Source organism: Oleiphilus sp. HI0067 (assembly GCF_001635735.1).
The window spans coordinates 20,633-47,195 of sequence record NZ_LWFI01001033.1 but is presented as its reverse complement, the minus strand read 5'-3'; the positions used below and the strand labels follow the sequence as shown (position 1 = coordinate 47,195).

The following is a 26,563-nucleotide window of genomic DNA, read 5'->3' as shown; positions in this document are numbered from 1 at the left end:
AGTTTCTTGTTGATGCCGATACGCACCAATTCTATTTCTTAGAAGTGAATACCCGCTTACAAGTTGAGCACGGTGTTACCGAAGAGGTCTTCGACATCGACCTCGTCGAGTGGATGCTAAAACTCGCATCTGGAGAAGACATTGATCTTGCCAATAAACGTAAGAATTTGAAGGCGCATGGGCATGCTATTCAAGTGCGTTTGTATGCGGAAGATCCATATCGCGACTTCCAACCTTGTCCAGGGTTGCTCAGCAAGGTGTCGTTTCCAGGCTACCCACATGTGCGCATTGATCACTGGATTGAGTCGGGCATTGAAGTACCTCCTTATTTTGATCCTATGTTGGCGAAAGTCATCGTTAAGGGGCATGACCGTCAGCATGCTTTGATTTGTTTACGCGATGCGCTCGATGATATTCGCTTGTACGGTGCAGAAACGAATCTTGCGTATCTAAAGCGTTTGTTACGCGACCCTGTTTTGGAAGGTGGTCTCGTTACGACACGTTATTTGAATGACTTTACATTCACACCTGCACGCATTGATGTGATCACTGGCGGAACGCAGACGACCATTCAAGATTTGCCAGGCCGAGTAGGGTATTGGGATGTTGGCGTTCCGCCATCTGGACCGTTTGATAGTTATTCATTCCAGTTGGGTAATCGCCTATTAGATAACCCAGATGATGCAGCAGGCCTAGAAATTACCGTTCAAGGTCCTGAGCTGCAATTCCAGACAAGCACACAAGTGGTCATCACTGGTGCCAAGATCGAGTCCACCCTTGACGATAAGCCCATTGAGCTAAATCAAGTATTAAGTATTAACGCGGGAGAAGTTCTAAAACTTGGCCGTATTACTGGTGCCGGCACGCGCGCTTATCTTTGCATTCAAGGTGGTTTGAATTGCCCAGCATATATGGGCTCTCGTTCGACATTTACCTTAGGACAGTTTGGCGGACATAACGGTCGTGCTTTGCGTATTGGTGATGTCTTACATCTAAATCAGATTGATCGCGCTGGGGATGAAAGTTCTTCAGATGACAATACTTCTCTTGATAGTAGCTCCCATGAGCAGGCGCCGATTGAACTTCTCCCTAGCATTGAAAACATGTGGGAGCTGCGGGTTATCTGCGGGCCTCATGGTTCGCCTGACTTTTTCACACGGGAAGATATTGATACCTTTTTTGAACATACCTGGGAAGTGCATTACAACTCAAGCCGCACGGGTGTTCGCCTAATTGGACCAAAGCCCAATTGGGCGCGAGAAAACGGCGGTGAGGCAGGGTTACATCCTTCTAATATTCACGATAACGCTTACGCCTTTGGTACGGTAGATTTTACCGGCGATATGCCTGTTATCCTTGGTCCAGATGGACCATCTCTTGGTGGATTTGTTTGTCCTGCGACGGTCATTCAAGCAGACCTCTGGAAATTAGGCCAGCTCAAAGCGGGTGCTAAAGTGCGCTTTAAGGCTGTTTCTGTCACGGATGCCGTCGAGTTGTACGCACGTCAGCAGCGTTGTTTGCGTTCTTTGCATTTTGAAAAAGAAGTGATCGAGCACGAGCCACAAACTACACCGATCTTAAAGACCTTATCTGCTGAAGAGTATGGCGTTGCGGTGACATATCGTGTCGCCGGTGATCAGTTCTTGTTGGTCGAATATGGTGAGCAGAGCTTAGATATTGCTCTACGTTTTCGAGCGCATGCTTTGATGCAATTCTTGCAAGATGCAGACATAGAAGGTGTGCTTGAACTCACTCCGGGAATCCGTTCTCTTCAAGTGCACTATGACAGTCAGACCCTGTCTTTAGGCGTGTTGATGCTGCACTTGCAGTCAGCAGAGGATGCCTTGAAAACACGACTTCAGTCTTTACGTGTACCATCGCGTACGGTTTATTTGCCGCTGTCTTGGGATGACGAAGCTTGTCGATTGGCGATTGAAAAGTACGATCAAACCGTTCGTGAAAACGCACCGTGGAGCCCAAGTAATTTAGAGTTTATTCGCCGTATCAATGGGCTAGAAAGCATTGATGATGTGAAGAAAATTGTCTTCGATGCCTCTTACTTGGTGATGGGTTTAGGCGATGTGTACTTAGGTGCGCCGGTTGCCACGCCTGTCGATCCCCGTCATCGTCTTGTGACCACAAAGTACAATCCAGCGCGCACGTGGACAGCCGAAAACTCTGTTGGCATCGGTGGCTCATATCTATGTGTTTATGGCATGGAAGGGCCGGGCGGTTATCAGTTTGTTGGCCGCACGCTTCAAATGTGGAATCGCTACAGGAAGACCGAGTTTTTCGAGAAACCTTGGCTTTTGCGCTTCTTTGATCAAATTCGATTCTATGAGGTTTCTCACGACGAATTGATGACAATTCGTGAGCAATTTCCTGTTGGCACTTACCCGATCAAAGTTGAAGAAGGCTCATTCAGCCTATCTGAATATCAAGCGTTTTTATCCGAGAATCAAGAATCCATTGATACCTTTAAGGGCAAACGCGAAGCCGCTTTTGAAGCGGAGTTGGCAGAGTGGCATCGTACAGGACAGTTTAACTTCGAAGTGGCTGAAGATAATCTCGATTTGAGTGAAACGAGCTGGGAGGAAGGGCAGATTGTTGTAGACAGCCCTGTATCAGGGAGTGTTTGGCAGAGCGAGATTACGTCGGATTCAGAAGTTGTTAAAGGTCAGGTCTTGATGATTTTAGAGTCCATGAAAATGGAAATTCCTGTTCATGCGACAAGCTCGGGCGTCGTCAAACAAGTGCTACTAGATAAAGGTCAGCGCGTGTCGCCAGGACAAGCCTTAGTAGTGATCGAAGAGCACTAAGGCGCAAAGGTGTGCCTGTCTAAAAAACGTGAACAGAATAATCAAAGAGAACAGTAGTAATGAATAGTTTAAACCTAGCGATTGCGGATCAAACCATCACACCATTAAGCATCGAAACACTCAAGCAGGCCTATGCCGCTGGAACCACAACGCCTAGACAAGTATTGGCAGATATTCGTGAGCGCACAGAGGCTTATAGCGATCGGAATATTTGGATTCACTTATTAAGCGACGCCGAGCTTGATCGCTACCTAAGCAAACTGGAAGCGGGTGACGTCAATTCTCTGCCTTTGTGGGGCGTTCCGTTCGCGATCAAAGACAATATTGATCTGGCAGGTATTCCGACCACAGCCGCCTGTGAAACCTTCGCCTACACACCCGATGAGTCTGCGTTTGTGGTCGATCAACTTATCAAAGCAGGCGCCATACCTGTTGGTAAAACGAATCTGGATCAATTTGCCACAGGGCTAAATGGCACACGCTCGCCCTACGGTGAATGTCGTAATGCCTTCGATGCGAAGTACATCAGTGGTGGCTCAAGCGCGGGTTCATCTGTGTCAGTCGCCTTAGGCCTAGCAAGCTTCAGTTTAGGCACTGACACCGCCGGTTCAGGACGCGTGCCGGCCTGCCTGAATAACTTATATGGCGTTAAACCAACACGAGGGTTGTTGTCTGCCAGCGGCATGTTGCCAGCGTGTCGTAGCTTAGATTGCATGACGATTTTTGCGCTGAACGCAGATGAATCGAACTTAGTTTTGTCGGTCGCAGAAGGGCTTGATGACAATGACGGCTATAGTCGTGCCAATCCTTATCCTAATCAAACACGGCAATATGGTGTGCGTGCAGGGGATTTGAAAATCGGAGTCATCCAATCAGATCAGCTCGAATTCTTCGGTGACGCAGCATACGAGCACGCGTATTTAGCGACTGTAGAACGCATTAAAGATGACGGTGCTCAGATTGAAGAGCTCGACTTCTCGCCCTTTGTTGAAGCTGCGAAATTGTTATACGAGGGACCTTGGGTAACTGAGCGTTACTTGGCAACACAACCTTTAATTGATGAGCAACCTGAAGCAATGTTCCCAGTTGTGCGAGAGATCATCGAACCAGGCAAGAATGCAAGTGCTGCGGCCTTGTTTACCGCGCAATATCGCTTGCAAGAATTGAAAGCAAAATGCGATGCGATTGTTGCACAATATGATTGTTTGCTAACGCCGACGGCAGGGCGCTTCTTTACAGTTGATGAGCTACTTGAAGAGCCTGTTTTGCGTAACAGTCAGTTGGGACATTACACCAACTATATGAACTTGCTAGACATGAGTGGCTTAGCCATTCCAACAGCCTTCACGGATCAAGGTTTACCTTTTGGCGTGACTTTAGTGGGCCCTGCCTTTGCTGATCGTGCATTGCTGTCCATCGCTAAACGCTTTGAGACATTGTTTGATCTTCCACTCGGCGCTTCAGATTTATCTCGCGAGCGCACAGAAGCCGCACAGGTATCGACAACACAGACGGTAGATGTACTTGTATGTGGTGCGCATTTGGAGGGCTTGCCATTGAACTGGCAGTTGAAGGAGCGCAAGGCAGTACTGAAGTTAAAAACACAAACCGCACCTGGATATCGAATGTATGCACTTGCTGGTGGGCCTCCATTTAGACCTGGCCTAGTGTTAGATGAAGAAAAAGGGGCTGCCATTGATGTCGAGATTTGGACTGTGCCCTCTGAACAGTTTGGGAGTTTTGTTGCAGGAATACCTGCGCCCTTAGGCATTGGTAAGGTCAAACTGGCAGATGGTTCGTTTGTTAGCGGATTCATTTGCGAACCTTACGGTTTAGAAGGCGCCGAAGAAATTACGCAGCTTGGCGGCTGGCGTGCTTACATGGCGACAAAATAAGCCTAGCCTGATCATTTTTTGATTAGGCTCTGGATGTTTTGGTATGTCAGGCAACCATTATGCAAGCTTCACGACAAGGCCAAAACTGTTATCTCATCGTAAGCTCACTCATACTAGTAAAAGTTCAATGTTCAATGCTTGGTGTGAGTGTGTTTTATGTCAGACAGTGTCAACGTCAAAGAATTACCTAAGGCAGTCATCTTTGATTTAGATGGCACCTTGGTAACGTCTAGTCTCGATTTTGTTCTCTTATGCAAAGAGACGGGATGTGTGCCGGGGCAGGATATTCTGCGATATGTCGAAGACTTGCCCGAGCATGAGCAATCTTCAGTCAAGGCAACGATTCATGACCATGAGATGCGCGACGCGCATAGCTCTGAAGTAATTGCTGGAGTGCCTGAGACGCTGCTCAAACTCAGTAATTCATCCATCAAAACAGGCGTTGTCACACGCAATTCGATTCCTGCAAGTCAACTGAAACTTGATCGTAGTCAGTTGCGAGTGGGAAGAGTACTTGCACGTGAGCACGCCCCTCCTAAGCCTTCACCTGACGCTTTATTGATGCTCGCCGACGAATGGCAAGTTGACCCCAAGCATTGTATCTACGTTGGCGATTTTCGTTACGATCTCGAAGCCGCGCACAATGCAGGTATGCATGCCGCTTGGTATGCCTCAGGGTATTCTTCTCAACCGGAATGGGCGCATCTCGCGCACTTTGATTTCTCTCATTATAACGATTTTATTCCTACATTAGCCGCGTATTGGCGAAAAGTTTCTGCGGGCGCGTAGCAAATTTAATAAGTCAGTCATCTGCAACTGATCACTTCAAACTTTCAATCCGTACACAATTAGGCATCGGTCGTTACGTCGATAAACTGGCTTTAGAGCTTAGCTTGATATTTTAGGTAGAGGACATAGATTGAACAATGGTTTGGAAAAACATTTTTGTTGCATTGATAGTAAGCACGTTTTTCTTAGCAAGCGGGTGTAGCTTGGTACGGCATACGATTGAACACGCACCGTATTCAGTTATTGAAACTAAGAACGCGGAAGAAGCGGAGTCTGAAAATATCGAAGTACGTGAATATCAACGTCTGTTGTTAGTGACTGCGCCGATGAACCCAGGCTCTAGAGAGGATGGGGCCTTTCGTAAGTTATTTGCTTATATCTCTGGCGAAAATAGCGAAGAGAAAGAAATTTCAATGACTGCGCCAGTGTTTATGGATCCGGCAAAGACAGAACAAATGTCTTTTGTGCTGCCCGAAAGTTTTGAGCTGTCGACTGCGCCGAGCCCGAGAGATGCTGCGGTCGAGGTTCAAGAGCTCCGTAACATGAAGATGGCGGTTATCCGTTTCAGTGGTACCTTGAGCGAGGAAAATATTTCAGATAACCGCACCATCCTAGAAGATTGGATTACAGAGCAGGGTTACGAAATGGATGGGCCTGTGCTGATTGCTGGCTATGACCCACCGACCTCCATTCCTTGGTTTCGGCGTAACGAAGTTCTTATTCCGATTCGCTAACTTCAGGCGCTGATCTTGCGCTTATTATAGGTTCTGGGTGCAAAGAGACTTCATTATCAAAGAAGCGATCCCAAAGTAGCGGTAGACGAGACATATCGCGCAGCGTTTCAGTACGGCGCGCGACCATCGGCTCGATGCTCACGTTTCCGTTCTCGCTACTCTCTTTATTCTCACTTCTATCAGTGGAATCGCTATCCGCACTTCTTTTTACTTGCTTTCCGACAGCGAAATTAAAGACATAACTATCTTCCAAACCCATACGAAGGTCAGTCATCACCACTTCATTATTGACGAGTTCCGCCCGGTAAAAGCCTTTGGTAAACCACTGTAGACGCTGCACGTTCCATTGATCTGCAATGTCGCTCAGTAGTTCTTCACCTTTTGGGTAGGCACGAAAATCAACAGACTCAGGAGAATCCCATACGGCGACGTGTGCGACATAATAGTCTTGGTCATTGATCGCCACTACGCGCCACAGCAAGGTGTTCAAGGGCATTGGCGTAGTCAGCACAGCGTATACGTTCATGTTTTGCTGAACGAGAGTCTCTTGCAAAATACTTTTCATGGTCGATTTTGCGACTAACGACCAAGCTAAATAACTCGAGCTAATAACGAGCGCACAGACACTGGCTATGCGTGCCTTACGGCTATTCCACCCTACATATGCAGCTATCCCTAAACCAATCAATAAAGGCAATGTGTAGGCTAGATCAATAATAAACAGACTAGAAATACCAAAAGGGTATTCGGTAATAGGCCAAAGCAGTTGCGTGCCATAAACGGTAAACGCATCTAAAAGTGAGTGGGTCCAAAAAATAGCCAAAATGGCTGCCCCCCATCGAAGTTTATGTTCGTGGGTTTGGGGGTGAATTTTAATGGCTAACCAAACTAGTAAAGGCGTTACGAGCGCTTGGACAAATAGGCTATGACTGAAACCTCTATGGTAGGTAAAGTCCTCGACGACTCCGCCATAAGGAATAAGTACATCTAGATCGGGTAGGGTGCCGAGCGCGGCTCCCCAAACGGGAGCTAGTCGACCGATCTTGCTCCCAACTTTCGTTCCAAGAATGGCATGACCAACGGTCGCCCCTAGTGCAGCTTGGCTAAGTGAATCCATTAAGTGTTCTCGTTGCTCTCGTTAGTTGCGTTAGTCGCGTTGATGCGGGTATCGAAGATAGATTTAATTGTTCCGCAAAGGTTCAGAATGGTTTTTGAAATACTGAATCACATCGTGGATATCAAAAACTAATGAGATGCTTAGAAAGCCGGCTAAGCCTACAAGGTAGCTATGAAACGCACCTGTGTAATCGCCAAGATAAACAAGAATGTAAGCGAGAAGAGGAACCCATAGAAGATGCGCTAAGCCTAAAATTTTCTGATAGCCGAAGTAGCAATACATACCAACCATAACGATGCCTTGGAACGCAAAAATACCAAGAATGGCTTGAGCCAGTTCATATTCTAAAAATGCAATGCTGCCCAGGTTGATCGCCATCAGCGCATTCACCCAAATAACGACCCAAGTTGGTTGTTGAAATAGCTCAATCATAAATCCGCTTGGTTTTTTCATGGAAAACTCCTCAGGCCTGTTTGTATTTTTCTAATTCGAGTAGGTAATAACATTTTGTGTAGGCTAAGCCTTCGAGCACTTCATCTTCTTGGTATTGGAATGTCGCGCCGAGCTTTTCAACCGCTCTACGTGAACGATGATTCTCACTACCAATATGGAACCAAATTTTATCTACGTAAGGCGCAATAAAGTTGATCATCAGATCCTTCATTTCGGTATTGGCGCCTGTTCCCCATTCTTCGCACGCGAGGAACGTGTAGCCAATCGCGATCTCTCTATGTTCTGGTTTGAAATCATAGAAGCGCGTTGAACCAACGACATTGCCTGAGCTCGTATTGATAATTGTATAGGCGCTATCGCTTGCTGCTGCACCATCGAAAAAACGCGTTTTAAAGCGCTCACGCTGATAGCGTTTTGAATCAGGATGTTGAGCCCAAACTTCTGGATTCGATGCGCTGGTAGCGAGTGCTTCGAAATCGTCGGCGGTGAGGGGTCTTAAGGTGATTTTTTTACCGATTAATTCAAGATCAAAACGAATGTTCATACTGCCTTATTAGAAGCCTTGCTCGCCCGATGAAGTTAGTAAACATAAGGCAGGATTAGTTTTGTTGTTTTTGTCCATTGTGCGTAAGGCTGAGGAAATTTGTCTGCAACCTGTTTGTCTTCGACTTTAGCTTGCATCACTAGTGCGAGAATGCCAAGCACAAAAATCAGTAAGGTAAGGCTATGCGCAGCAATCAGTACGTAACCCAACATCATGAACATCTCGCCGAAATACATTGGGTGACGAATACGTTTAAATAAGGCCGTTTGAGTGACGAGATATTCCATCTCTTCTAATCTTTTGTTATCGCGTTTGATGAGCCAGTAATGACTCAAAAAAATAGCACCGCCAACGAGTACAAGAATTCGCCCAGCCAGAGAATCGCTTGTGTTGATATCGGGTAGCCAGCTTGTGAACGCACTTATAATGATGCTCGCTATGAGCAGAATCGAACAAGTAAGCTTTGTAAGCCACCAATAAGACATGTTTCTTTCATCTTTTAATCATCTTAGAAGCAATACGTATTAAAGCTTAATAGGCGATTTACTTAGATGAGATCATTTTTTTATATGTCAGGGTACTTTTTGATTTAGTCTTTTAGCGACCAAGCAGTAATGGATGCTCCGCAACCGGAGTCAATGTGACAGATAATAATCCCCAGCCGAATGCAATAAGTAGTGCCCCGCCAGCTATTTGAAGATATAAGCCAAAATGACTAAACACCGCCGTCGAGCTCGATTCGCTAGCGTTTAGTAGGCGTTCAAAGAACCCTCTCGCGAATACGGTTCCTGCTGCAATGAGCGCGATAGAAATGCCAGTGCCTAGTCCCATCGCCAAGGTGGCGACGATCCCAAATCCATAGGCATTGACTAAATAGGCATAGGTCAAAACGATTAGTGCGCCAGAGCAAGGACGGAGCCCCATCGAGAACACGAGCGTTAGGTTCTGTAGCCAGGTGCTGTCGTCTTTGACTTCAATGGCATGGTTGCAGCCACAACATACATTATGTGCATAATGTTCATGGTGAGAATGATGTTCGTGCTCATGATGGTCGTGTTGGTGAGCGTGGGAGTGATGATCATGTGGATGGGCATGGTCATGATGCTCATGGTGCGAGTGTGCACTTGAATTTGAGATGCTCACTACTTTGCGTAATTTATTACCTGACTTCAGTAAAATATACAGACCCAAAGACATCACCAAGGCATAGCCTACTTGTGTAAGTTGTTCTCCCATCGTTTGCACTTCACCAAAGGTAAACTGGAGCATCTGGCCAATTACACTGACAAGAATAATCGCAACGATTGATTGCAGTAGTGCTGCGGCAAATGACAAAGCCGCGCCTTTCTTAACGCTCGCCCCTTGGGTACCAACGTAAGTCATGATCACAGCTTTGCCATGTCCTGGGCCAATGGCGTGAAAGACGCCATAAGCAAAGCTAAGGCTGATTAAGGCTAAGCCGTAAGTTTCAGGATGTTGCGCTACATTGGACATATGCTCTGATAACATACTGTGCAGCTCTTTCTGTTGGCTAGTGATGTAAATCATCCAGTCTGTCCAATTCAGCGTGGCCCAATAAATGCCGCCAGCAATGAGGCAAAGAAAGATTGCAGCTAGAAGCTTTGAGGGAGTTAAATGCATTGAATAACAGCTCTTTCAGCAAATTGATCGCCAAGCCCATCTGTGTCGCGACGTGACTGATCCAAGCTATTGGCGTAGGCGATGGTTTCTTCGGTAGGATTTGGAATCACGAGATCTTTACCGCACTCTAAGTTCAGTCCACCGACAATCGAGATATCGTCAACGGATTTGTGGTTCATCGCAATGTAATAGGTTGGATCGTACACAGACCAGACGACTTTTTTACCATCTAAATTAATGGGATTCTCGAAACGAATCGTAAAGTCGAGCGTCATAAAACTTACCGGTGGTTGAGGCTCAATACGCAGCGACGCTTGATTCGCTCTTGGTATATCGATGTTGTTTCCATCAACAATTAGGTTTGAGAAATAGTTGTGGCGAGCAAGGTTTTTGCGCATGTCTTCGGCCATCAGCTTTAGGCCGACAGTCTCGTCGTCATAAGCGTTTTTTAAACTTGCAGAGGTGATCATGGAGTAGATGGCATCGAACTCCCATGACTGTTGAATTTCGATTAAACGGTTGTCGGCATCCACTAAGAATTGTGTTTTTATACTGATCCAGTTGTGCGGGTGCGCGAGCGCGACAGTGCTACTCAGCGAACTAAGTAAGGCAAATACAAAGGCGCGTATCGAGAATGCTTTTAATCGGGTCTTATTATATTTTTGGACTAATTGCATTGTATCGTGACTCGTTCAGAAAATAGTTGTCCCAGACCATCACTATCTCGCTGCGTTTGATCAAGGCTAGCGGCATAGTCTATGTCTTCTTGTGTTGGCGAGGGCAGTTTAAATTGCTTCGCGCAACGCGTTTTCTCATTCGCAATCACATTGACTGCATCGGCTGAATGGTGATTCATCGCGACATAGTACGTCGGATCGAATACCGACCATGTGATTGCTTTTCCTGCTAATTTTACGGGAGTATCAAACGCAAAGATTTGCTTGAGTTTGAGTTTTCCTTGCTCTGAATATGGCTCAAACTTCGCGTAAACTGGCTTGCTCAGCGGTATGTCGATTTTGTCGAGCTGTAAACTCGAAAAATACTTGTATGGCTTAAGATTAGTAACCATATCTTGGGCCAACATTTCGAGTCCGAGCATTTCATTCTCGTATTCTTTCGTAACGGTTTCTAGTGCTATGCGTGAATAGACTTCATCAAACTCCCAAAGTTGCGTGATCTCAATGAGATTTCCGTCTGCATCAAGCGTGAGTGTTGTCTGCACATCTATCCAAGAGTGAGGGTGTGCATGTGCGACCGAAACCCAAATTACAGTGCTCAACAAAAAACGAAATACTACTTTCAACATGTCACGGCTTAGCAAGATAATCGTTAGGGGCACATCTTTACTCATGCCCTAGGCGGATGCAATCTCTTAAGTGGCCATGCAATGTGCATATTTAACAGTTCTAAACACTAAACATTTGTAAGCTGAATGTTATTGTCATCTTGCTCTGTTAATATGCGCATCGTCATAAATAAAACAAGCGGTATTTGAATGAGCGGTAAGCCAAAACTTCTTTGGGTGAATGTCCTGTTTTTCGTTATAACTGGGCTGTTTGCAGCAGTTGTTGTGCCTTGGTATGGCTTTGTTGAGGGCTACGATATATTCCAGGTCGTGGCAGCTCTCTTGTGTATGGGTTTTTGTGGAATGTCGATTACTGCGGGTTATCACCGTTTGTGGTCTCATCCTACCTATAAAACAAAACCTTGGATTCGTGTTGTTTATGCCATAGGCGGGGCTTTCTCGATTCAAAATAGCGCTTTGCACTGGGCATCTGACCACCGTATTCATCACCGCTATGTCGATCAAAACGATAAAGACCCGTATTCCGCAAAAAAAGGTTTCTGGTTCTCGCACATGGGTTGGATGTTGCGTGATTATAATCGCGAAACCTATAACGATTACTCTAACGTTCCTGATTTAAAGCGCGACCCTGTTGTGATGTGGCAGCACCGCAATTATTTGAAGTTAGTCGTGCTGACAAACTTCGGTATTCCTTTTGTAATTGGTGTTTGGCATGGCGATATTATTGGCACCATGTTGATCGTTGGCTTTTTACGTCTTGTGCTCTCTCAACAAGTGACTTTCTTTATTAATTCGCTCGCACACTATTGGGGTAGCCAACCTTATACTGATAAGAATACCGCACGTGATAACGGCATTGTGGCTTACTTGACCTATGGAGAGGGCTACCACAACTACCATCATTGTTTTCAAACAGATTATCGCAATGGCATCCGCTGGTGGCATTACGACCCAACTAAATGGTTCATATTTACCCTGAGTAAATTGGGTTTAGCGAGCAACTTAAAACGCTGTGACGAACATAAGGTCGCCAAAGCAAAAGCAGAAATGGCGATGAAAAATCTTAATGAGAAACTGCGTTTTCATGCCGATGCCGAAGAGATTAAAGCGAAGTTGCAAGCAAAGTTTGATGAACTAGTTGAAGTGATGCATCAAACCAAAATCGCACGACTTGAATGGCTTGAAGCTAAGAAGTGTGAAGTGCGCGAAGCCTACGAGAAGTCTGAAGCGATGAAGCGATATCAAGAACTTAAAGACGCGATGCAACAGCAACGTGATGAGTGGAAGTTACTTCTCGCACAATATGCGTAAACGCTCAGTTATTTTAGTCAAAGATGTACAAGGGAAAAATTGATCATGCTTATTTTGCGTAAACGCATTCGGTCTCTATGCCTATGCTTCGTTGCCTTGTTTGCATTGAGTGCGTGCAGTAATGATGAATCTACTTCTGCGAATACCTTACCAGAAGGTGCAGAGTTGGAGCGTGATTATTCTCCTAGTATGGGGCCTGCTGATGCGCCAGTGACGATCGTTGAATTTTTAGATCCCGCGTGTGAAGCCTGCCGAGCATTCTATCCATATGTAAAAGAAATTATGAAGCGCCATCCGCAAGACGTGCGTTTAGTGCTTCGTTATGCACCGTTCCATCAGGGTTCGGATACGGTAGTACGAATGCTGGAAGCTGCGAGTCAACAAAATGTATACGTTCCAGTTCTAGAGGCGCTATTGATACAACAACAAGAATGGGCATCACACCATGCACCTAATCTAGATCGCGCGTGGGAAATTGCTGCTGCCGCGGGGCTAAATATCGAGAAAACAAAAGCGATCATCGATTCGCCGGAAATGAATGCATTGATCGTGCAAGAGGGTAAAGATCTTCGCGCGTTCAAAGTAGATAAAACGCCAACCTTTTATGTAAATGGTCTCGCGCTTGAAAAGCACAGTCCAGATCATCTGTATCAGTTAGTATTAGATCAGCTTAAATCCGCTGAGTAATACGCCAGTTTTCATCTAAACTTCCAATACAAATCTTATTGGGAGTTTATGATGCAAACGATGCCTCATCACTATACGGTCTCTGCCAATTCAGAGTCTGATTCAACGGTAAATCTCGAAGCTGACGGTCTCAGCGCAATCGAATCGATGCCGCCGCCTGAATTTGGTGGGCCAGAGGGTTATTGGTCTCCTGAAAGCTTGCTAGTTGCTTCGATGGCGGATTGTTTCGTCTTGACCTTCAAAGCAATCGCGCGTGCTTCGAAGCTAGAATGGACTAATATCTCATGCGAGGTCGTGGGTACCTTAGGTCAGGTAGATCGCGTGACTCAGTTTACCCAGTTTGATTTGAAGGTTACGGTCGATGTGCCTTCTGGTACTGATTCTGAGAAAGTTGAGCGTATTGCCGAGAAGTCTGAAAAAGGGTGTTTAGTGAGTAACTCTTTAACTGCTAATAAAGTGCTTAACGTTGTGGTGAACGTATAAGTATTTAATTCAAGTGAAAGGAGATTCGCGTGATTAAGTTTATTTTCGTCGTTAAAAGAAAGCCTGATATATCTTCGCAAGAATTTCGAAAGTGTTGGCACGATGCAAACTTTGTCTCCTTAGTGACAGAGGTTGGCAAATTGTTGGGTGCAAGTGATTTCCACATGAGCTTGGTTTTGGATGTCGACTTTAATAAAGAATTAAACGCGGCAAGAGGCGTTGAAGAAACGGCCTTCGATGCGGTGATGGAATACGTGCTTCCTAGCTCGAAAGATCTGAATGCGATTATGGAGTCTGATGCATTTAAAGAGGTCTTTGCCGAGTTGGAAAAGATTGAAGCTGCATTCATTGATTTTCATCATTCGCAACGGTGTTTCATCGAACACCATGACCCCATCATTCCCTGATCAACAGAGAGGTAATATAGGCGCGTTTATAAACCATCTCGCCTTTCACGATGATTCACAGTCATCGACAATGTTTTACTATTGATTCCACTACTGAGGCGCTACATTCGCCACTGATTCATTTCCATTTATTTGTGGCATTGAGTAGGCAAGGAGAGACGCTCAGTCCTTCAGTTGCTTACTGCACTTATCTTATTTTGCTATCGAGTTTGAAGTAGTTTGAAGCTCGGGAAGACCACTACGCCAAAGGGCTCTTTATGCATCCGCAATGGATGTTTGCTTCGAGGGCGTACGTCAAAAGGTGCTATCAGCACTTTTTAAAGGAACACGAGAAATTATTCAGTAATGGCTCTGATGAGTTTTTCGAACTGCTTTATGTATTCATAAATTTCGATTGGCGCTGAACTGTCTGGCACGCAATGACCAGTCATTCTGAGCTAATTCCTTATTTCATGAGGTAAAGACGTGTTACTAAGCAAATATTTCATTGGGAATATCGGTGTTCAAGTGGTCATAGCGATGCTTGTCGGCACGATGGTCGGTATCGCAATGGGACCAGATGCCTCCATGTTTTCGCCGCTTGGCGCTATTTTTATTAATCTGATCAAAATGCTCGTTATTCCTTTAGTGGCGGTCGCATTGGTAGCCGGCGCAGCAGGTTTGGGTAAAAGTGCAAACGCGGGCAAAGTGGGCTTAAGTACGCTTGCATTTTTTGGTGTGACTTCAGCCTTAGCTGTGACATTAGCATTAGGCATGGGTGCGATATTTGGCCCAGGCTTAGGGATTGATGTCTCATCGATAGAAGGAATGCTTTCTTCCGAGTATGCCGATCAAGGTCAGTTGCCAACGTTCTGGGCAACGGTGATTGGAATGATTCCGACGAATATTTTCCAATCATTGAGTGATGCGAATATTCTTCAAATCTTGGTGTTTTGTTTGTTCTTCGGCATTGCTTTGTCAAAGCAAGAGGCCGAAAGACGCGAGCCCATATTGAATGGTGTGAATACAATTGTTGGTAGCTTGGTCTGGATGATTAACAAAATCATGCTCATCGCACCGCTCGGTGTATTTGGCTTGATGGCCGAAGCGGTTGGAACATTCGGCTTCAGTGCTTTGATGGTTGTGTTTAAACTGTTTGTTGTTTACGTGGCCGCGATTCTTATCTTTGGTTTTATTGTTTACCCATTGTTGGTGCATGTATTATCAAAAACGTCTGCTCGAAAATTCTTGGTAGCAATGAAAAAGCCCCAAGCGATCGCGCTATCGACATCATCCTCTATGGCGACTTTGCCTGTCACAATGGAGACAGTTGAAAACGAACTTGGCGTGAAAAATTCAACGGCATCATTTGTGTTGCCATTGGGCGCAACCGTGAATATGTCTGGTAATGCTATTTACTACGGCCTTGTCGCGATCTTCTTTGCGCAGTTATTTAATGTGGATCTTTCACTGACTGCATATGTGGCGATCGTACTCACATCTACCTAGGGTGCTGTTGGTCAAGCCGGTGTACCAGGGCCTTCATTCTTAGTGGTTGCGGTATTGCTAGCGGCGGGTATTCCTATCGAAGGTCTACCTTTGTTGTTCGCACTTGATCGCATCTTCGACATGATTCGCACTGCCTTAAACATAACTGGCGATGCGGCATGTGCATTGATTATTGATGCGATTGCGGAAGTAGAACCTTCAGCAGTAGTTGTCGAAGCATCTAAGTAATAAAACCTCCTCTGCGCTCTCATGCGAACATGGCTGTACAGTCTTGTCGTATGGGGCGCTTTTGCCTGTGATACATTTATTCTTATTAAATATTCAGATAGTGTTATCTACCTGATTAGATGATGATTTTTAATCTGGCGCATTTTTTAGCTAGACGGAACTGTTGGTATAAAATTTATACTCTTGTATAAAAAATAGCAGAGGAAGAGATGATGAAAGCACTAGGTATAACGGCGATGATTTTCGCGATAATCGCTATTCTCGTTCCAATTGCCGGTCCATACCTAACGTTAGTATGCGCATTGTTAGCTGCTTTTGCTGCAGGCCCAGGTTTAACTTTCGGTATTGTCGCTATCTTGCTTAATCTGTTGAACGTTATCTTTCTCTCTCCCTCTCTATGGCTCACCGCGGGTATGGTTAGTGCAGATCAGTCGAATAATAGCGACGCAGTATTAGCCGGTATCGGAGTGATTTTTGTAGGAGCTCAAGTTGTTGCGTTAATAATTTTATCGATAGTACATATGTTGTGGAAGAAATCTGTATAGAACTCAACATCACATTTATCAGCGATGTTGCTCGCCTTGAAAGTAGCTCGGTATTTTGTTTTTGATTTAATCCAGAGAGTTATTTATTTTGAATAAAATCGATCCCAAGAAACTTTTGAATAGTAAGTGGACAGCCGTCAGACCGTTAAATAAAGAGAAGCATTTTATGGTTGCGGAAGTTGAGTTTGATGAAGAGGGAGAAGTTATCCATTGTTTGCTAGAAGCTATCATTTCTAGGCGGACTGCAGCGATCGATTGGAGGCAGCTTCGAGATAAAACACTTTGGAAGCAGGGTTGGAAATAATCGTAGGGAGCCTTTTATGAGCGAGCAAAACATCACGGATTCATCGGTTTTATAGCAACGAGTTTGGATGGCTATATCGCACGAAAAGATGGCAATCTCGATTGGCTAGACAAGGCCAATGCTATCGTCCTCGAGGGCGAAGATTGCGGCTTCGTTGATTTTATTTCTACGGTTGATGTTTTGGTGATGGGTAGCAATACCTATGCGAAAGTGTTGTCTTTTGGTACTTGGCCTTATGAGGTCCCAGTGATTGTTCTAAGCCAACGAGATCTTAGCGTTCCTAATGAGTTATCCGACAAGATTACTATCAGTAAAGAAGCTCCAGAAGATCTGGTTCAGCGCTTATCTGCCGAAGGAAATCAGCGTTTATATATTGATGGTGCTTCGGTCATTCAAAGCTTTTTGTCTAAAGGATTAATCACAGATATGACGATCACAGTCGTTCCTGTATTAATTGGTGAAGGAATTAGTTTGTTCGGCCATACAGAGCAAGATATTGAGCTTGAGCATGTTTCGAGCAAGGCCTATGACTTTGGCTTTACCCAAATAAAGTATCTTGTGAAGTGATGAGTAGCTAAAAGGCTCTACATCAACTTTTCTTTTCAAATCTCAGTAATTCACTTTGCCACGCATGCTCTTCGTTTGTGAGCGTTGCGTTTTTTTATCCAAGCGTTTCTTTTGCGAGCTTCGTGTTGGCTTGGTGGCTCGGCGTGTCTTTTGAACTACTGTCGCTTTTTGAATGATAGCAAGTAGGCGGTTCAAGGCTTCTTGTTTGTTCTTTTCTTGGGTTCGAAATTCTTGCGATTTGATGATTAAGATGCCGTCTTTATTGATTCGGCTATCACTCAATGCGAGCAATCGTTCTTTATAAAAATCGGGTAGAGATGATCTTGGTATATCAAAACGAAGATGGATAGCGCTTGAGACTTTGTTGACGTTTTGCCCTCCAGAACCCTGTGCACGAATCGCCGAGAAATCGAGCTCGTAGTCAGGGATTTGAACATTGTGTGAAATGACGAGAGGCATAACTGAGCCATGAATTACTTGGGGTCAGAGCAAAAACACTCTGACCCCAATGCTGTTTCCAAGATTATAGGGTTTATTTTTTCTTTTTCTTCTTCTTTTTGCCTGCAGCTTTGCCCGAAGACTTGAGCTTTTTAGGGCCCTTATAGTTGCCTTCAAGATCTTTGATTTTGCGGCGATCAAAGCGTTGCTCTAGATAGCGTTCAATACTTGCCATAAGGTTGAATTCAGCCGCCTCAATGAGTGTCACGGCCGTACCTTTTTCGCCAGCTCGACCCGTTCGACCAATGCGGTGTACATAGATATCACCACGGCGAGGCATTTGGAAGTTGATCACTAAATCCATGCCTTCGATGTCTAAACCACGCGCGGCAACGTCTGTTGCAATCAGTACTTTGACTTGCTCACGACGCAGCTTGCTCATCACTAGATTACGCTGCTTTTGATCTTTATCACCATGCAGAATACCAGCACTAATATTTTGCTGTTGCATCACCCGATAAACTTGGTCGGCTTGTTCTTTTGAATTACAGAACACCACGCAGTGTTTGTATTCTTCGTTCTCGATTAGCCACTGAACTAGTTTAAATTTATGCGCCTTGTCGTCAGCAAAAATAATTTGCTGTGTGATGTCTTGGTGTTTGTCACTGGTTTGATATAGCTCAAGTGTTTCAGGGTTTGTTAGCAAAGCTTCGGCAAGACCGCGTAAGCTTTTGTTTGCGAGTGTCGCTGAGAACATAGAGGTTTGCATGCGCGCCAAACAATGTTCCGCAATCGATAGCACTTCATCGCTAAAGCCCATGTCGAGTAGTCGGTCTGCTTCATCAAGAATCAGCGCTTCAATACTGCTTAAATCAAAGTCGTCACGCGTGACAACTTCTGATAAACGACCCGGCGTCGCGATGATGATTTGAGGTGGATTTTTTACCAACTCAATTTGTTTATTGATGTCTGTTCCACCGCTGACGATACCGAAGGTAAGATCGGTAAAGCGGCCTAGCTGTTTAGCCTGACGAAGTACTTGCTGAGCAAGTTCGCGCGTAGGTACCAGAATTAATGCCAGCGGTTCGCCTTGGTCGCGTCCGAGCAAACGCTCAAATGTTGGGAGTAAGTAAGCCGCTGTTTTACCGCTACCGGTTTCTGCACTCACGAACAGGTCTTGGCCATCAAGGGCGGGTTCAAAACAGGCATCTTGCACCGCTGTCGGCGATTGAAAACCAGCTTCTTTTACTGCGTCGAGCAGTTGTTCGTCTAAGTCTAAAAACACGGTTAAAACTCACGTCATTGAAAGAAAGGCAGCGGCGCATGATGCGTTACTGTAGATGGGCGGAATACTAGCAGATAAACGGATCTGATGTGTGTTTAATCAAGATCGCGGTGCTCTTGATTCAATCTTTTTCATTGTTCGTGTTTCTCAAGACATTCTCCCATTTATTGTTCTGGTTGTTTTATGCACACCTTGTCGCAAAACATAAGCTTGCCTCTTCCATAACGTGTCCGCCCATTCCATTCTAATCATTGCTTTCTATTCGAAGGCTCGAATAAAAATAAAAGAATGGAGAATTATAATGAAGTCAAAACTATTAGCGGGTGTTCTCGCGCTAGGCTTAGCGGCACCTTTAGCCTTTGCTGACGACGAGAAAATCAAAGTCTTGTCTCGTAATGTTTACCTTGGTGCAGATATCTTTCCTGTACTCGCTGCAGCTCAAGATCCTGATCCACTTGCTGTACCTCTTGCGGTTACTGAAGTTTTTCAAACTGCACAAGCAACAAACTTCCCTGAGCGTGCTGGTGCATTAGCGGATGAAATTGTGAGCCGTAAGCCTCACGTCATTGGCCTACAAGAAGTATCTATTTGGAGTACGCAAATTCCGGGTGACTTTTTGATTGGGAACCCTGCTCAAGCTTCCGACGTAGTTTATGATTTTCTAGAAATTCTTATGGCGAATTTAGAAGCGCGTGGACTAAGTTACGAAGTGGCAGCGTCTGTCGACAATGCCGATATTGAGTTGCCATTCGTTGCGGGTATTACTGCGGAAGGCCCGATCTTGGGAGATGTTCGTCTACAAGATAGAGATATCGTTCTCGTGCGTAAGAAAGTTAGCTACTCAAATGCTTTAAGCGGAAACTTTACGGTCAATGGTGTGGTCGACATTAATGGCGTACAGGCCTCATTTACGCGTGGTTATAATATCTTAGATGTGAACGTGAAGGGCGCAGACTACCGTATCGTGAACACGCATTTGGAAGTCGGCGGTTCAGAGCCATTTAAGTCTTTGCAAGCCGTTCAAATGAATGAGTTGCTTCAAATTGTTGATGCGACAAGCTCAGACACTAACCCAATAATTATGCTTGGTGACTTTAATAGTGACCCTCGTGACACACCGTTTGTGTCTGCATCAGGTATTCCAGGCTTAGATGGATTGCCATTGGTACCTCCTTATCTTCAGGCTACTGGAACAGGCTATGGTGATACTTGGCTGATGCAAGATAAGATTCGTGGTGAAGGTCTTACGTGCTGCTTTGATGATGCTGTATCAGATGAAACGGCAACCTTATCATCACGTATTGATCATGTATTCTTGAAGCTTAATGGAAGTGAGCTTGAGCTTGAGCGTGTGAAGGTAAAAGTTTTGGGCGATTCATCGGCGGATATGACCGATACCAGTAACTTGTATCCTTCGGATCATGCGGGTGTATTCGCGAAGATTCGTTTCGACGACTAGCACCAATAAAGAGAGCGAGATTCCTCGCTCTCTTCTTAGCTTTCTATTTTTACCTTAATTTGATTAAACGCATTAGCCGATTAGCGTCGAGATTAGGGCGATCATCAAATACCCGTAACCTAGCGTGGCAGGAAGAAAACCCAGTAAAGTTTTGGCTTTGTCGGCAAAGGTTTTGGGGTTTGCGAGTTCAGGCTTAATCGCCAAAATGATAAAACCGAAAGGGTTGTAGAGTGAGCCAACACAGAGCAAGACGATGACCCAGCTCGGTAGCACTATCTCAAATCGTTCTTGTAAAAAGAATGCTGCAACTAACAGTATAAACATCAGCATGTAATCTATATGCGCACGAATGAGCTGATGGGTCGCAGGGAAGATCTTTTTCAGTGAGCTCATCTTGGCATAAAGAATCAGCGAGGAAAGCCATGCTAAGCCAAGAGACATGAGCATACAGATGGCGCCAGTGATGAGCAGTAAATTTGGATTGGATAGGTTCATTATTGTTATTCGCTTTTAGATAGGGTGCTTAGAATTTGCTTAGGGTTATTTACTCATACTCATCGCTTTTAGTTCTCTTATAAAAATTAATGAGCTGAGAAACGAAGAACGGTTTTTCAGAGATCGATATCAAATCGCCTTCCTGCGTAAAGGCAATGGCTTCAGCCTGTGGTTCAGGACTTGTGTCTAATAATTGTGGTGGAATCGTGAGTAAGCGTTCTTCAACACTCAAATCACTTACGGGCCAAAAATAAATCTGCGGGTAAGTGCGTAGGGCGATCTCACCATTTCGGATGTCTCCAGCCGTAATGTTTTTTATCGCGATCTTGCCAATGGATTCTGCAGTCAGCGACGAATTGCCCTTAAACTCAAAACGATAAAGAAGGTTGTTGTCTTCTCGTTTACTGAGTAGATACACGTTTTTTCCGTCGGCCATTAAGGTTTCTGCATCGCGCGGGCCCTCTTGATAAGAAAGCGTCATTCGCTCTGGCGCGAGCTGCATAATACTATCAGTCTCAAATTTTGGCTCTAGGATGCGGTAGATAAATAGCTCTGAGCGAACAGCGCGATTGTCGCCGATATCGGCGATCAAGATATAGGTTTTACCTTGGATCTGTTGGATCGCAATGTCTTCAAAGTCTTTGTTTTTTGTGTTTTTTAATTCAACCTCTAATTTGACTTCACCCGTTGAAGGATCAAGTAAATAGATACTTGGGTCATTGCCGCTATCGTTATGCGCCCAATAGAGCCCTTCATTTTTATGGCTTGCTACTAAACCTGAAAGCTCAGCCAACTTGCTTGATCGTACTTTCGAGAGCACCTTTGCCTTTTCAAAGCTCGGTGACCATTCAATCGTAGATTCATCCGCAAATGAATAAGCACTAAATACCAGTAAGGCGAGGATGAGTATTAAGGGTTTTGATGTTGTTCGCATATGAATCTTAACTACTGAATGGGACAGTTCGGAAGTACTGCGCACTGCACGGTTGGTTCAGAATTAGCGTTTAGCATCGCTTCAATGTCTTTGCTCGAGCTCTTGAAGTTCTGTTCTTTTGGCGCGAGTGCGAGAGCACATTGCACTGCTTGAGTTGCATTGTCGCAAGATAGCTCTGCCAAGGCATAGGCTAAGTTATTCCAATAACTTGCGATGTTCGGCGTTTTAAGGATGGCTTCTAAATACATGGTTTGTGCTTCTTCGAATTCATTGAGCTGGTAGAGCAGATTGGCCAAACCAAAATTGAATGTGCTTTGCCCGGGCCATACTTCCTTTGCATGGTAATACGCATCCACGGCAGTGGACGTCTGCCCAACTTCAATAAGTTCTTCTAGGGTCTTTTGATAAGGCAATGGTGACGCCGTGGCGGGGACTTTGTGCGGCGGCAAAATGACAATCGCCCAACTCGGCGCATTGTTGGCCCATGTGCGTTCAAATGTGCCAAGAGCAATAGTTGTGTTTGCTTCGAGCCCACTGTGCAAAGTCACTGTTTTATCATCAAGGTCATAACCAACTACTAAAGCGTAGTGCCATACAGGATGGCTTCCGAGCGCAAGGTTTTGTAGCACTAAAACTGGATTGCCCCTAGAAACCTCGTGAAATACGGATTTCATAGTTGGAGCGAGTTCGTAGGGAATTAACTCGAAGCGGCGAGCTGCAGCTTTAAGCTCTATTTGAAAGCTTCCTTGACGCTCTGGCACGTAGACCATATTCACAAGCGTTGAGAGTTCAGGGTTCAAGCCTTGAGCTTGTAGCATCATGCTCAGCGCGGCTGGGCCACAGAAATAATCTTCTTGGGTGACAAACGGCACATCAAGTTGATGCTGACGGGGAATGTCAGAGCTTATCTCAGACATAAGTGCGCGAGACTGCGGATAGCTAGCACAACCGCTTATTACTGCACTCAAGAACATAATCAAAAACGCCAGCTTTAAGCTGGCGTAAGAGGGGTGGCTTAAGGTCATTGGAGCCTACTGATTAATACTGAATCGTTTTAATTGCGGGGAAGAAATCGACTGTACCGAGTAAGTCCAAGACAATCATAAGCAATAAAACGAAGACAATTAAAGCGAATACACCAATGCCGCCAGCAGGTAATTCGTCAATTTGTGCATTAAATGCACTGAGTTCTTCTGCTGTCATGTTTGCGACGCGTTGCTCTAGTTCAGCCGCGTCGACACCAAGTGCCGCTAGCGCTTGTTTCGCATCATCTGCTTGAAGGCGATCTAGAATTTGGCTGCGCTCAATTTCCGCTGTTTGTAACTGAATAATTTGATCCGTTCCCACCATGCCTGCTGTTGCTGTGGAAAGCGGTAAAAACGAGACAATAAGAAGAAGGCATAGAGCCCGAACTGAGCGAACACTAAGAGAGCGAAAATACGACATAAATCACCTTGATAGACTTTTGTTTTGTTATAGCGTCCTAGAATAAGTCAGCTGAGGTGCGAATTAAAGATGAAATATGTTTCGTTGTTTTAAGGATCTTTCGTTTGTAACTCTCTCGAAAATTCTCTCAAACAAATTTTTACGTAAGAGCTAAGCAATACAAAAACTAACGACTACGCTTAAGGGCGCAAAAAAGCTTGCTTGGGAAAACATAATGAAGAAAAGCGCTCTTCTTAACTCTGACGTTTCACATCTCATTGCCAGTATGGGACATGGTGATGAAATGACGATAGCCGATGCCGGTTTACCGATCCCTGATGACGTAGAACGTATCGATTTGGCATTAACGCATGGCGTACCGAGCTTTGAGGATACAGTGCGAACGGTTCTATCGGAACTGCAAGTCGAGGCGGTGTTCATCGCGCATGAAATAAAAGAGCATAACCCTTCTGCCCACCAGATTTTGGAAGGCTTACTTGATGATGCAGAGCGTGATCAAGGCGCTGATATTTCTCGTCATTATGTTAGTCATGAGGAGTTCAAAGACATAAGTTGCGATAGTTTAGCGGTCGTTCGGACGGGCGAGTGCAGCCCATATGCCAATGTCATATTTCAATCAGGCGTTGTGTTTTGAGTGCAGCGCTCTTAGGGATGGGATGATGACTGAGGCTATTTTACAACTGAAAGATATTGAGAAGTCTTTCCCTGGAGTGAAAGCTTTAGATAAAGCTTGTTTGAGTGTTTACCCCGGGCGGGTGATGGCCTTAATGGGTGAAAACGGCGCAGGAAAAAGCACAATGATGAAAGTGCTAACTGGCATCTACCGCTCTGACGGTGGGAGCGTTCATTATCAAGGCGAAACGGTTTCTTTCTCTGGTCCACGTGAATCGCAAGAAGTGGGGATCAGTATTATCCATCAAGAATTGAATCTCGTTCCCGAGCTAACCATCGCCGAAAACATATTCTTAGGACGCGAACCGACCAATGCCTTTGGCAAAATTCAATGGAAGAAAATGTTTGAACATGCCGATCAGCTCTTGGCGCGTTTAAATGTTCCATACAGTTCCAAAGCCTTGCTAGGCACCTTGCGTTTTGGCGAACAGCAAATGGTCGAAATCGCCAAAGCGCTCTCGTTTGAGTCCAAGGTGATCATCATGGATGAACCGACGGATGCTCTTACCGATAAAGAAACCAAATCTCTTTTCAAAGTCATTGATGAATTACGCGCGCAGCAATGCGGCATTGTGTATATCTCGCACAGGATTAAAGAGATCTTTGAAATGTGCGACGACATTACGGTGCTAAGAGATGGCAAGTTTATTCGGGAACTTTTGGTGGTACAGACCAATGAAGATGAATTGATCGAACTAATGGTCGGCCGTAAGTTGGAAGAACAATATCCAAGGATTCCTGTACAGCACGATGGTGTTTGTCTTGAAGTTTCTGGTTTGAGCGGCGCTTATATCAAAGATATAAGTTTTCAGTTAAGAAAAGGCGAAATTTTAGGTGTGTCTGGTCTAATGGGCGCTGGGCGAACTGAATTAATGAAAACCATTTATGGTGCTGAATCTAAAAACGCTGGTGAAATGAAGCTCAATGGCAAAGTGGTCGAACCAAAGAGTCCGCAGCAAGCACTTGAGGCAGGAATTGCTTACATTTCTGAAGATCGAAAAGCAGACGGTTTAGTGTTGTGCCTATCGGTGAAAGAAAACATGACCTTGTCTTCTTTAAAAGACTTAACCAAAACAGGACGCATCGAAACGGCACAAGAACGTGCGCAAGTGGATGAGTTTATCAAAGCCTTCAATGTGAAAACGCCAAGCCAGTCGCAGATGATTGGTAATCTCTCTGGCGGAAACCAACAGAAAGTATCGATTGCAAAAGGCCTTATGACATCACCCGATGTGCTTATCCTGGATGAGCCGACACGTGGCGTAGATGTGGGCGCGAAGAAAGAGATTTATCAACTCATTAACCAGTTTAAAGAGCAGGGTATGAGCATCATCTTGGTGTCGTCCGAAATGCAAGAAGTACTAGGTATGAGTGATCGAATTTTGGTAATGCATGAAGGCAAACTGACTGGTGAGTTCAAGGCTGAAGAGGCTGATCAAGAGTTACTTTTGGCATGTGCGGTGGGTCAAACTCAACAGCAAGCGACAACAGCGGAAGTGGAGGCATAAACGTGGTCGATGCGGTGCGTAACAAAATTTTCAGCAAAGAATGGCTGATTGAGCAGAAGTCATTAATCGCTTTATTGCTCTTGATTGTAGTGGTGTCTTTTCTAAACCCGAATTTCTTTACGGTTGATAATCTACTCAACATCTTACGCCAAACATCTGTCAACGCGATTATCGCAGTGGGCATGACCTTTGTGATTCTGACCGCTGGCATTGACTTAAGTGTGGGCTCGGTACTCGCATTATGTGGTGCTATTTGTGCGAGCATGATTGGTTTAGAGGTGCCGGTAATGATCGCAGTTCCTGCGTCATTGCTCGCAGGTGCACTGCTCGGCGCTATTAGTGGTGTGATTGTTTCAAAGGGGAGGGTGCAAGCCTTCATAGCAACCTTAGTGACTATGACCTTGCTGCGCGGCGTAACCTTGGTTTATACCGACGGTCGACCCATTTCAACTGGCTTTACTGATACTGCCGATAGTTTTGCTTGGTTCGGTACAGGCTATGCGTTTGGTATTCCTGTTCCTGTTTGGATTATGGTCGTCGTTTTTGGTGCTGGTTGGTATGTACTCAACCACACGCGTTTCGGCCGTTACGTTTATGCCCTTGGCGGCAACGAGGCGGCAACAAGATTATCTGGTATCAATATTGATCGAATTAAAATCGGTGTATATGCGATCTGTGGTTTTCTCGCAGCACTTGCCGGCATCATTGTTACCTCGCGGCTATCTTCTGCGCAACCGACAGCTGGTATGGGTTATGAGTTAGATGCTATTGCCGCAGTGGTACTCGGTGGAACTAGCTTAATGGGAGGCAAGGGCCGAATTATAGGGACTCTGATTGGTGCCCTAATTATCGGTTTCTTAAATAACGCTCTGAATCTCTTAGATGTCTCGTCGTACTATCAAATGATTGCAAAAGCAGTCGTAATATTACTGGCGGTACTCGTGGATAATCGAAGTAAATAATCTGTTGTTAATGACGTAATAACGAGTCGAAATGTGCTGTCTCGAT

Annotated in this window: 28 protein-coding genes and 1 pseudogene; 16 read left to right on the top strand and 13 right to left on the bottom strand. The window is 45.1% G+C overall.

Features of this window, described 5'->3' with window-relative positions:
- From uca to A3739_RS14185, 4 genes are all read left to right on the top strand, one after another.
- Positions 1-2,819, top strand: a 2,819-nt coding sequence (uca, locus tag A3739_RS14200; RefSeq protein ID WP_068501835.1) for an urea carboxylase, incomplete at its 5' end; no start/stop codon positions are given.
- A gap of 59 nt (positions 2,820-2,878) precedes the next feature.
- Positions 2,879-4,714 carry an allophanate hydrolase gene (gene atzF / locus A3739_RS14195; RefSeq protein ID WP_068501832.1) on the top strand — a complete coding sequence of 612 codons (1,836 nt, stop codon included), beginning with the start codon at positions 2,879-2,881 and terminating at the stop codon, positions 4,712-4,714.
- 156 nt (positions 4,715-4,870) lie between these two features.
- Positions 4,871-5,503 carry an HAD family hydrolase gene (locus tag A3739_RS14190; RefSeq protein WP_068479009.1) on the top strand — a complete coding sequence of 211 codons (633 nt, stop codon included), beginning with the start codon at positions 4,871-4,873 and terminating at the stop codon, positions 5,501-5,503.
- A 137-nt stretch (positions 5,504-5,640) separates the two neighbouring features.
- The gene (locus A3739_RS14185; RefSeq protein ID WP_082878419.1) at positions 5,641-6,237 is read left to right on the top strand and encodes a heme-binding protein; all 597 of its coding nucleotides are present in this window, start codon (positions 5,641-5,643) and stop codon (positions 6,235-6,237) included.
- Here A3739_RS14185 and A3739_RS14180 read toward each other — a convergent pair.
- The 7 genes from A3739_RS14180 to A3739_RS14150 all read right to left on the bottom strand — a co-directional run bounded on the left by A3739_RS14180 (position 6,221) and on the right by A3739_RS14150 (position 11,343).
- On the bottom strand, positions 6,221-7,354 hold the full coding sequence (locus A3739_RS14180) for a metal-dependent hydrolase (RefSeq protein WP_068501828.1): 1,134 nt from the start codon (positions 7,352-7,354) through the stop codon (positions 6,221-6,223). The genes A3739_RS14185 and A3739_RS14180 overlap by 17 nt on opposite strands.
- 63 nt (positions 7,355-7,417) lie before the next feature.
- A complete protein-coding gene (locus tag A3739_RS14175) occupies positions 7,418-7,807 on the bottom strand; it encodes a hypothetical protein (RefSeq protein ID WP_068479003.1) in 390 nt (129 codons plus the stop codon).
- Between the two features lie 10 nt (positions 7,808-7,817).
- Positions 7,818-8,351, bottom strand: a complete 534-nt coding sequence (locus tag A3739_RS14170; protein ID WP_068501824.1) for a GNAT family N-acetyltransferase — start codon at positions 8,349-8,351, stop codon at positions 7,818-7,820.
- A gap of 35 nt (positions 8,352-8,386) precedes the next feature.
- Positions 8,387-8,836: an isoprenylcysteine carboxylmethyltransferase family protein gene (locus A3739_RS14165; RefSeq protein WP_068501820.1), complete on the bottom strand. Its 450-nt coding sequence runs from the start codon at positions 8,834-8,836 to the stop codon at positions 8,387-8,389.
- 112 nt (positions 8,837-8,948) lie between these two features.
- Positions 8,949-9,992 carry a nickel/cobalt transporter gene (locus tag A3739_RS14160; RefSeq protein ID WP_068501818.1) on the bottom strand — a complete coding sequence of 348 codons (1,044 nt, stop codon included), beginning with the start codon at positions 9,990-9,992 and terminating at the stop codon, positions 8,949-8,951.
- Complete coding sequence (locus A3739_RS14155; RefSeq protein ID WP_068501814.1) at positions 9,983-10,669, bottom strand: DUF1007 family protein; 687 nt, start codon at positions 10,667-10,669, stop codon at positions 9,983-9,985. Before A3739_RS14155 ends, A3739_RS14160 begins: the two co-directional genes overlap by 10 nt.
- Positions 10,660-11,343 carry a DUF1007 family protein gene (locus A3739_RS14150; protein WP_068501811.1) on the bottom strand — a complete coding sequence of 228 codons (684 nt, stop codon included), beginning with the start codon at positions 11,341-11,343 and terminating at the stop codon, positions 10,660-10,662. Before A3739_RS14150 ends, A3739_RS14155 begins: the two co-directional genes overlap by 10 nt.
- 144 nt (positions 11,344-11,487) lie before the next feature.
- Between A3739_RS14150 and A3739_RS14145 the strand changes: the two genes are divergently transcribed.
- The 8 genes and pseudogenes from A3739_RS14145 to A3739_RS14110 all read left to right on the top strand — a co-directional run bounded on the left by A3739_RS14145 (position 11,488) and on the right by A3739_RS14110 (position 17,318).
- The gene (locus A3739_RS14145; protein WP_068478987.1) at positions 11,488-12,609 is read left to right on the top strand and encodes a fatty acid desaturase; all 1,122 of its coding nucleotides are present in this window, start codon (positions 11,488-11,490) and stop codon (positions 12,607-12,609) included.
- 45 nt (positions 12,610-12,654) lie between these two features.
- Entirely contained in the window at positions 12,655-13,296 is a 642-nt protein-coding gene (locus tag A3739_RS14140) for a thioredoxin domain-containing protein (protein WP_068501809.1), read from the top strand.
- 48 nt (positions 13,297-13,344) lie between these two features.
- Positions 13,345-13,779, top strand: coding sequence for an OsmC family protein (locus tag A3739_RS14135; RefSeq protein ID WP_231877083.1), 435 nt, complete (start codon positions 13,345-13,347; stop codon positions 13,777-13,779).
- 29 nt (positions 13,780-13,808) lie between these two features.
- Complete coding sequence (locus A3739_RS14130) at positions 13,809-14,186, top strand: EthD domain-containing protein (protein ID WP_068501807.1); 378 nt, start codon at positions 13,809-13,811, stop codon at positions 14,184-14,186.
- A gap of 465 nt (positions 14,187-14,651) precedes the next feature.
- Positions 14,652-15,902 (top strand): annotated as a pseudogene (locus A3739_RS14125) (dicarboxylate/amino acid:cation symporter).
- Between the two features lie 209 nt (positions 15,903-16,111).
- A complete protein-coding gene (locus A3739_RS14120; RefSeq protein WP_082878418.1) occupies positions 16,112-16,447 on the top strand; it encodes a hypothetical protein in 336 nt (111 codons plus the stop codon).
- A gap of 88 nt (positions 16,448-16,535) precedes the next feature.
- Positions 16,536-16,751: a TIGR02450 family Trp-rich protein gene (locus tag A3739_RS14115; protein WP_068501804.1), complete on the top strand. Its 216-nt coding sequence runs from the start codon at positions 16,536-16,538 to the stop codon at positions 16,749-16,751.
- A gap of 42 nt (positions 16,752-16,793) precedes the next feature.
- Positions 16,794-17,318 (top strand): dihydrofolate reductase family protein, encoded by a 525-nt coding sequence (locus A3739_RS14110; RefSeq protein WP_068501800.1) that lies wholly within the window; start codon positions 16,794-16,796, stop codon positions 17,316-17,318.
- Between the two features lie 42 nt (positions 17,319-17,360).
- Here the strand turns inward: A3739_RS14110 and arfB are convergent, their stop codons facing one another.
- Together arfB and A3739_RS14100 are read right to left on the bottom strand one after the other, a co-directional pair.
- On the bottom strand, positions 17,361-17,777 hold the full coding sequence (gene arfB / locus A3739_RS14105; protein ID WP_068501797.1) for an alternative ribosome rescue aminoacyl-tRNA hydrolase ArfB: 417 nt from the start codon (positions 17,775-17,777) through the stop codon (positions 17,361-17,363).
- Between the two features lie 73 nt (positions 17,778-17,850).
- The gene (locus A3739_RS14100) at positions 17,851-19,041 is read right to left on the bottom strand and encodes a DEAD/DEAH box helicase (protein ID WP_068501794.1); all 1,191 of its coding nucleotides are present in this window, start codon (positions 19,039-19,041) and stop codon (positions 17,851-17,853) included.
- A 301-nt stretch (positions 19,042-19,342) separates the two neighbouring features.
- On the opposite strand from A3739_RS14100, the gene A3739_RS14095 reads away from it, so the two are divergent.
- Positions 19,343-20,500 carry an endonuclease/exonuclease/phosphatase family protein gene (locus A3739_RS14095; RefSeq protein WP_068501791.1) on the top strand — a complete coding sequence of 386 codons (1,158 nt, stop codon included), beginning with the start codon at positions 19,343-19,345 and terminating at the stop codon, positions 20,498-20,500.
- Positions 20,501-20,572: 72 nt separating this feature from the next.
- On the opposite strand, the gene A3739_RS14090 is transcribed toward A3739_RS14095, so the two are convergent.
- The 4 genes from A3739_RS14090 to A3739_RS14075 are packed head-to-tail and all read right to left on the bottom strand — an operon-like array spanning position 20,573 to position 23,375.
- Positions 20,573-20,995 carry a hypothetical protein gene (locus A3739_RS14090; protein ID WP_068478962.1) on the bottom strand — a complete coding sequence of 141 codons (423 nt, stop codon included), beginning with the start codon at positions 20,993-20,995 and terminating at the stop codon, positions 20,573-20,575.
- 49 nt (positions 20,996-21,044) lie between these two features.
- Complete coding sequence (locus tag A3739_RS14085; RefSeq protein ID WP_068501788.1) at positions 21,045-21,929, bottom strand: hypothetical protein; 885 nt, start codon at positions 21,927-21,929, stop codon at positions 21,045-21,047.
- An 11-nt stretch (positions 21,930-21,940) separates the two neighbouring features.
- Positions 21,941-22,954: a PA2778 family cysteine peptidase gene (locus tag A3739_RS14080; protein ID WP_068501785.1), complete on the bottom strand. Its 1,014-nt coding sequence runs from the start codon at positions 22,952-22,954 to the stop codon at positions 21,941-21,943.
- Positions 22,955-22,967: 13 nt separating this feature from the next.
- Complete coding sequence (locus A3739_RS14075) at positions 22,968-23,375, bottom strand: PA2779 family protein (protein WP_068478953.1); 408 nt, start codon at positions 23,373-23,375, stop codon at positions 22,968-22,970.
- Positions 23,376-23,589: 214 nt separating this feature from the next.
- On the opposite strand from A3739_RS14075, the gene rbsD reads away from it, so the two are divergent.
- The 3 genes from rbsD to rbsC are packed head-to-tail and all read left to right on the top strand — an operon-like array spanning position 23,590 to position 26,517.
- Positions 23,590-24,009, top strand: coding sequence for a D-ribose pyranase (gene rbsD, locus A3739_RS14070; protein ID WP_068501781.1), 420 nt, complete (start codon positions 23,590-23,592; stop codon positions 24,007-24,009).
- A complete protein-coding gene (gene rbsA / locus A3739_RS14065; RefSeq protein WP_231877082.1) occupies positions 23,972-25,555 on the top strand; it encodes a ribose ABC transporter ATP-binding protein RbsA in 1,584 nt (527 codons plus the stop codon). The genes rbsD and rbsA overlap by 38 nt, the downstream gene beginning before the upstream one ends.
- Positions 25,556-25,557: 2 nt before the next feature.
- Positions 25,558-26,517, top strand: a complete 960-nt coding sequence (rbsC, locus tag A3739_RS14060; protein ID WP_231877081.1) for a ribose ABC transporter permease — start codon at positions 25,558-25,560, stop codon at positions 26,515-26,517.
- The last annotated feature ends 46 nt before the right edge of the window (positions 26,518-26,563 follow it).

Coding starts and splice junctions, on each gene's coding strand:
- A3739_RS14160 (WP_068501818.1), bottom strand. CDS start 9,992: ATGCATTTAACTCCCTCAAAGCTTCTAGCTGCAATCTTTCTTTGCCTC.
- A3739_RS14170 (WP_068501824.1), bottom strand. CDS start 8,351: ATGAACATTCGTTTTGATCTTGAATTAATCGGTAAAAAAATCACCTTA.
- arfB (WP_068501797.1), bottom strand. CDS start 17,777: ATGCCTCTCGTCATTTCACACAATGTTCAAATCCCTGACTACGAGCTC.
- A3739_RS14180 (WP_068501828.1), bottom strand. CDS start 7,354: ATGGATTCACTTAGCCAAGCTGCACTAGGGGCGACCGTTGGTCATGCC.
- A3739_RS14135 (WP_231877083.1), top strand. CDS start 13,345: ATGATGCAAACGATGCCTCATCACTATACGGTCTCTGCCAATTCAGAG.
- A3739_RS14165 (WP_068501820.1), bottom strand. CDS start 8,836: ATGTCTTATTGGTGGCTTACAAAGCTTACTTGTTCGATTCTGCTCATA.
- A3739_RS14175 (WP_068479003.1), bottom strand. CDS start 7,807: ATGAAAAAACCAAGCGGATTTATGATTGAGCTATTTCAACAACCAACT.
- atzF (WP_068501832.1), top strand. CDS start 2,879: ATGAATAGTTTAAACCTAGCGATTGCGGATCAAACCATCACACCATTA.
- A3739_RS14190 (WP_068479009.1), top strand. CDS start 4,871: ATGTCAGACAGTGTCAACGTCAAAGAATTACCTAAGGCAGTCATCTTT.
- A3739_RS14080 (WP_068501785.1), bottom strand. CDS start 22,954: ATGACCTTAAGCCACCCCTCTTACGCCAGCTTAAAGCTGGCGTTTTTG.
- rbsA (WP_231877082.1), top strand. CDS start 23,972: ATGCCAATGTCATATTTCAATCAGGCGTTGTGTTTTGAGTGCAGCGCT.
- A3739_RS14085 (WP_068501788.1), bottom strand. CDS start 21,929: ATGCGAACAACATCAAAACCCTTAATACTCATCCTCGCCTTACTGGTA.
- A3739_RS14090 (WP_068478962.1), bottom strand. CDS start 20,995: ATGAACCTATCCAATCCAAATTTACTGCTCATCACTGGCGCCATCTGT.
- A3739_RS14120 (WP_082878418.1), top strand. CDS start 16,112: ATGATGAAAGCACTAGGTATAACGGCGATGATTTTCGCGATAATCGCT.
- A3739_RS14185 (WP_082878419.1), top strand. CDS start 5,641: ATGGTTTGGAAAAACATTTTTGTTGCATTGATAGTAAGCACGTTTTTC.
- A3739_RS14150 (WP_068501811.1), bottom strand. CDS start 11,343: ATGAGTAAAGATGTGCCCCTAACGATTATCTTGCTAAGCCGTGACATG.
- A3739_RS14140 (WP_068501809.1), top strand. CDS start 12,655: ATGCTTATTTTGCGTAAACGCATTCGGTCTCTATGCCTATGCTTCGTT.
- A3739_RS14075 (WP_068478953.1), bottom strand. CDS start 23,375: ATGTCGTATTTTCGCTCTCTTAGTGTTCGCTCAGTTCGGGCTCTATGC.
- rbsD (WP_068501781.1), top strand. CDS start 23,590: ATGAAGAAAAGCGCTCTTCTTAACTCTGACGTTTCACATCTCATTGCC.
- A3739_RS14145 (WP_068478987.1), top strand. CDS start 11,488: ATGAGCGGTAAGCCAAAACTTCTTTGGGTGAATGTCCTGTTTTTCGTT.
- A3739_RS14095 (WP_068501791.1), top strand. CDS start 19,343: ATGAAGTCAAAACTATTAGCGGGTGTTCTCGCGCTAGGCTTAGCGGCA.
- A3739_RS14155 (WP_068501814.1), bottom strand. CDS start 10,669: ATGCAATTAGTCCAAAAATATAATAAGACCCGATTAAAAGCATTCTCG.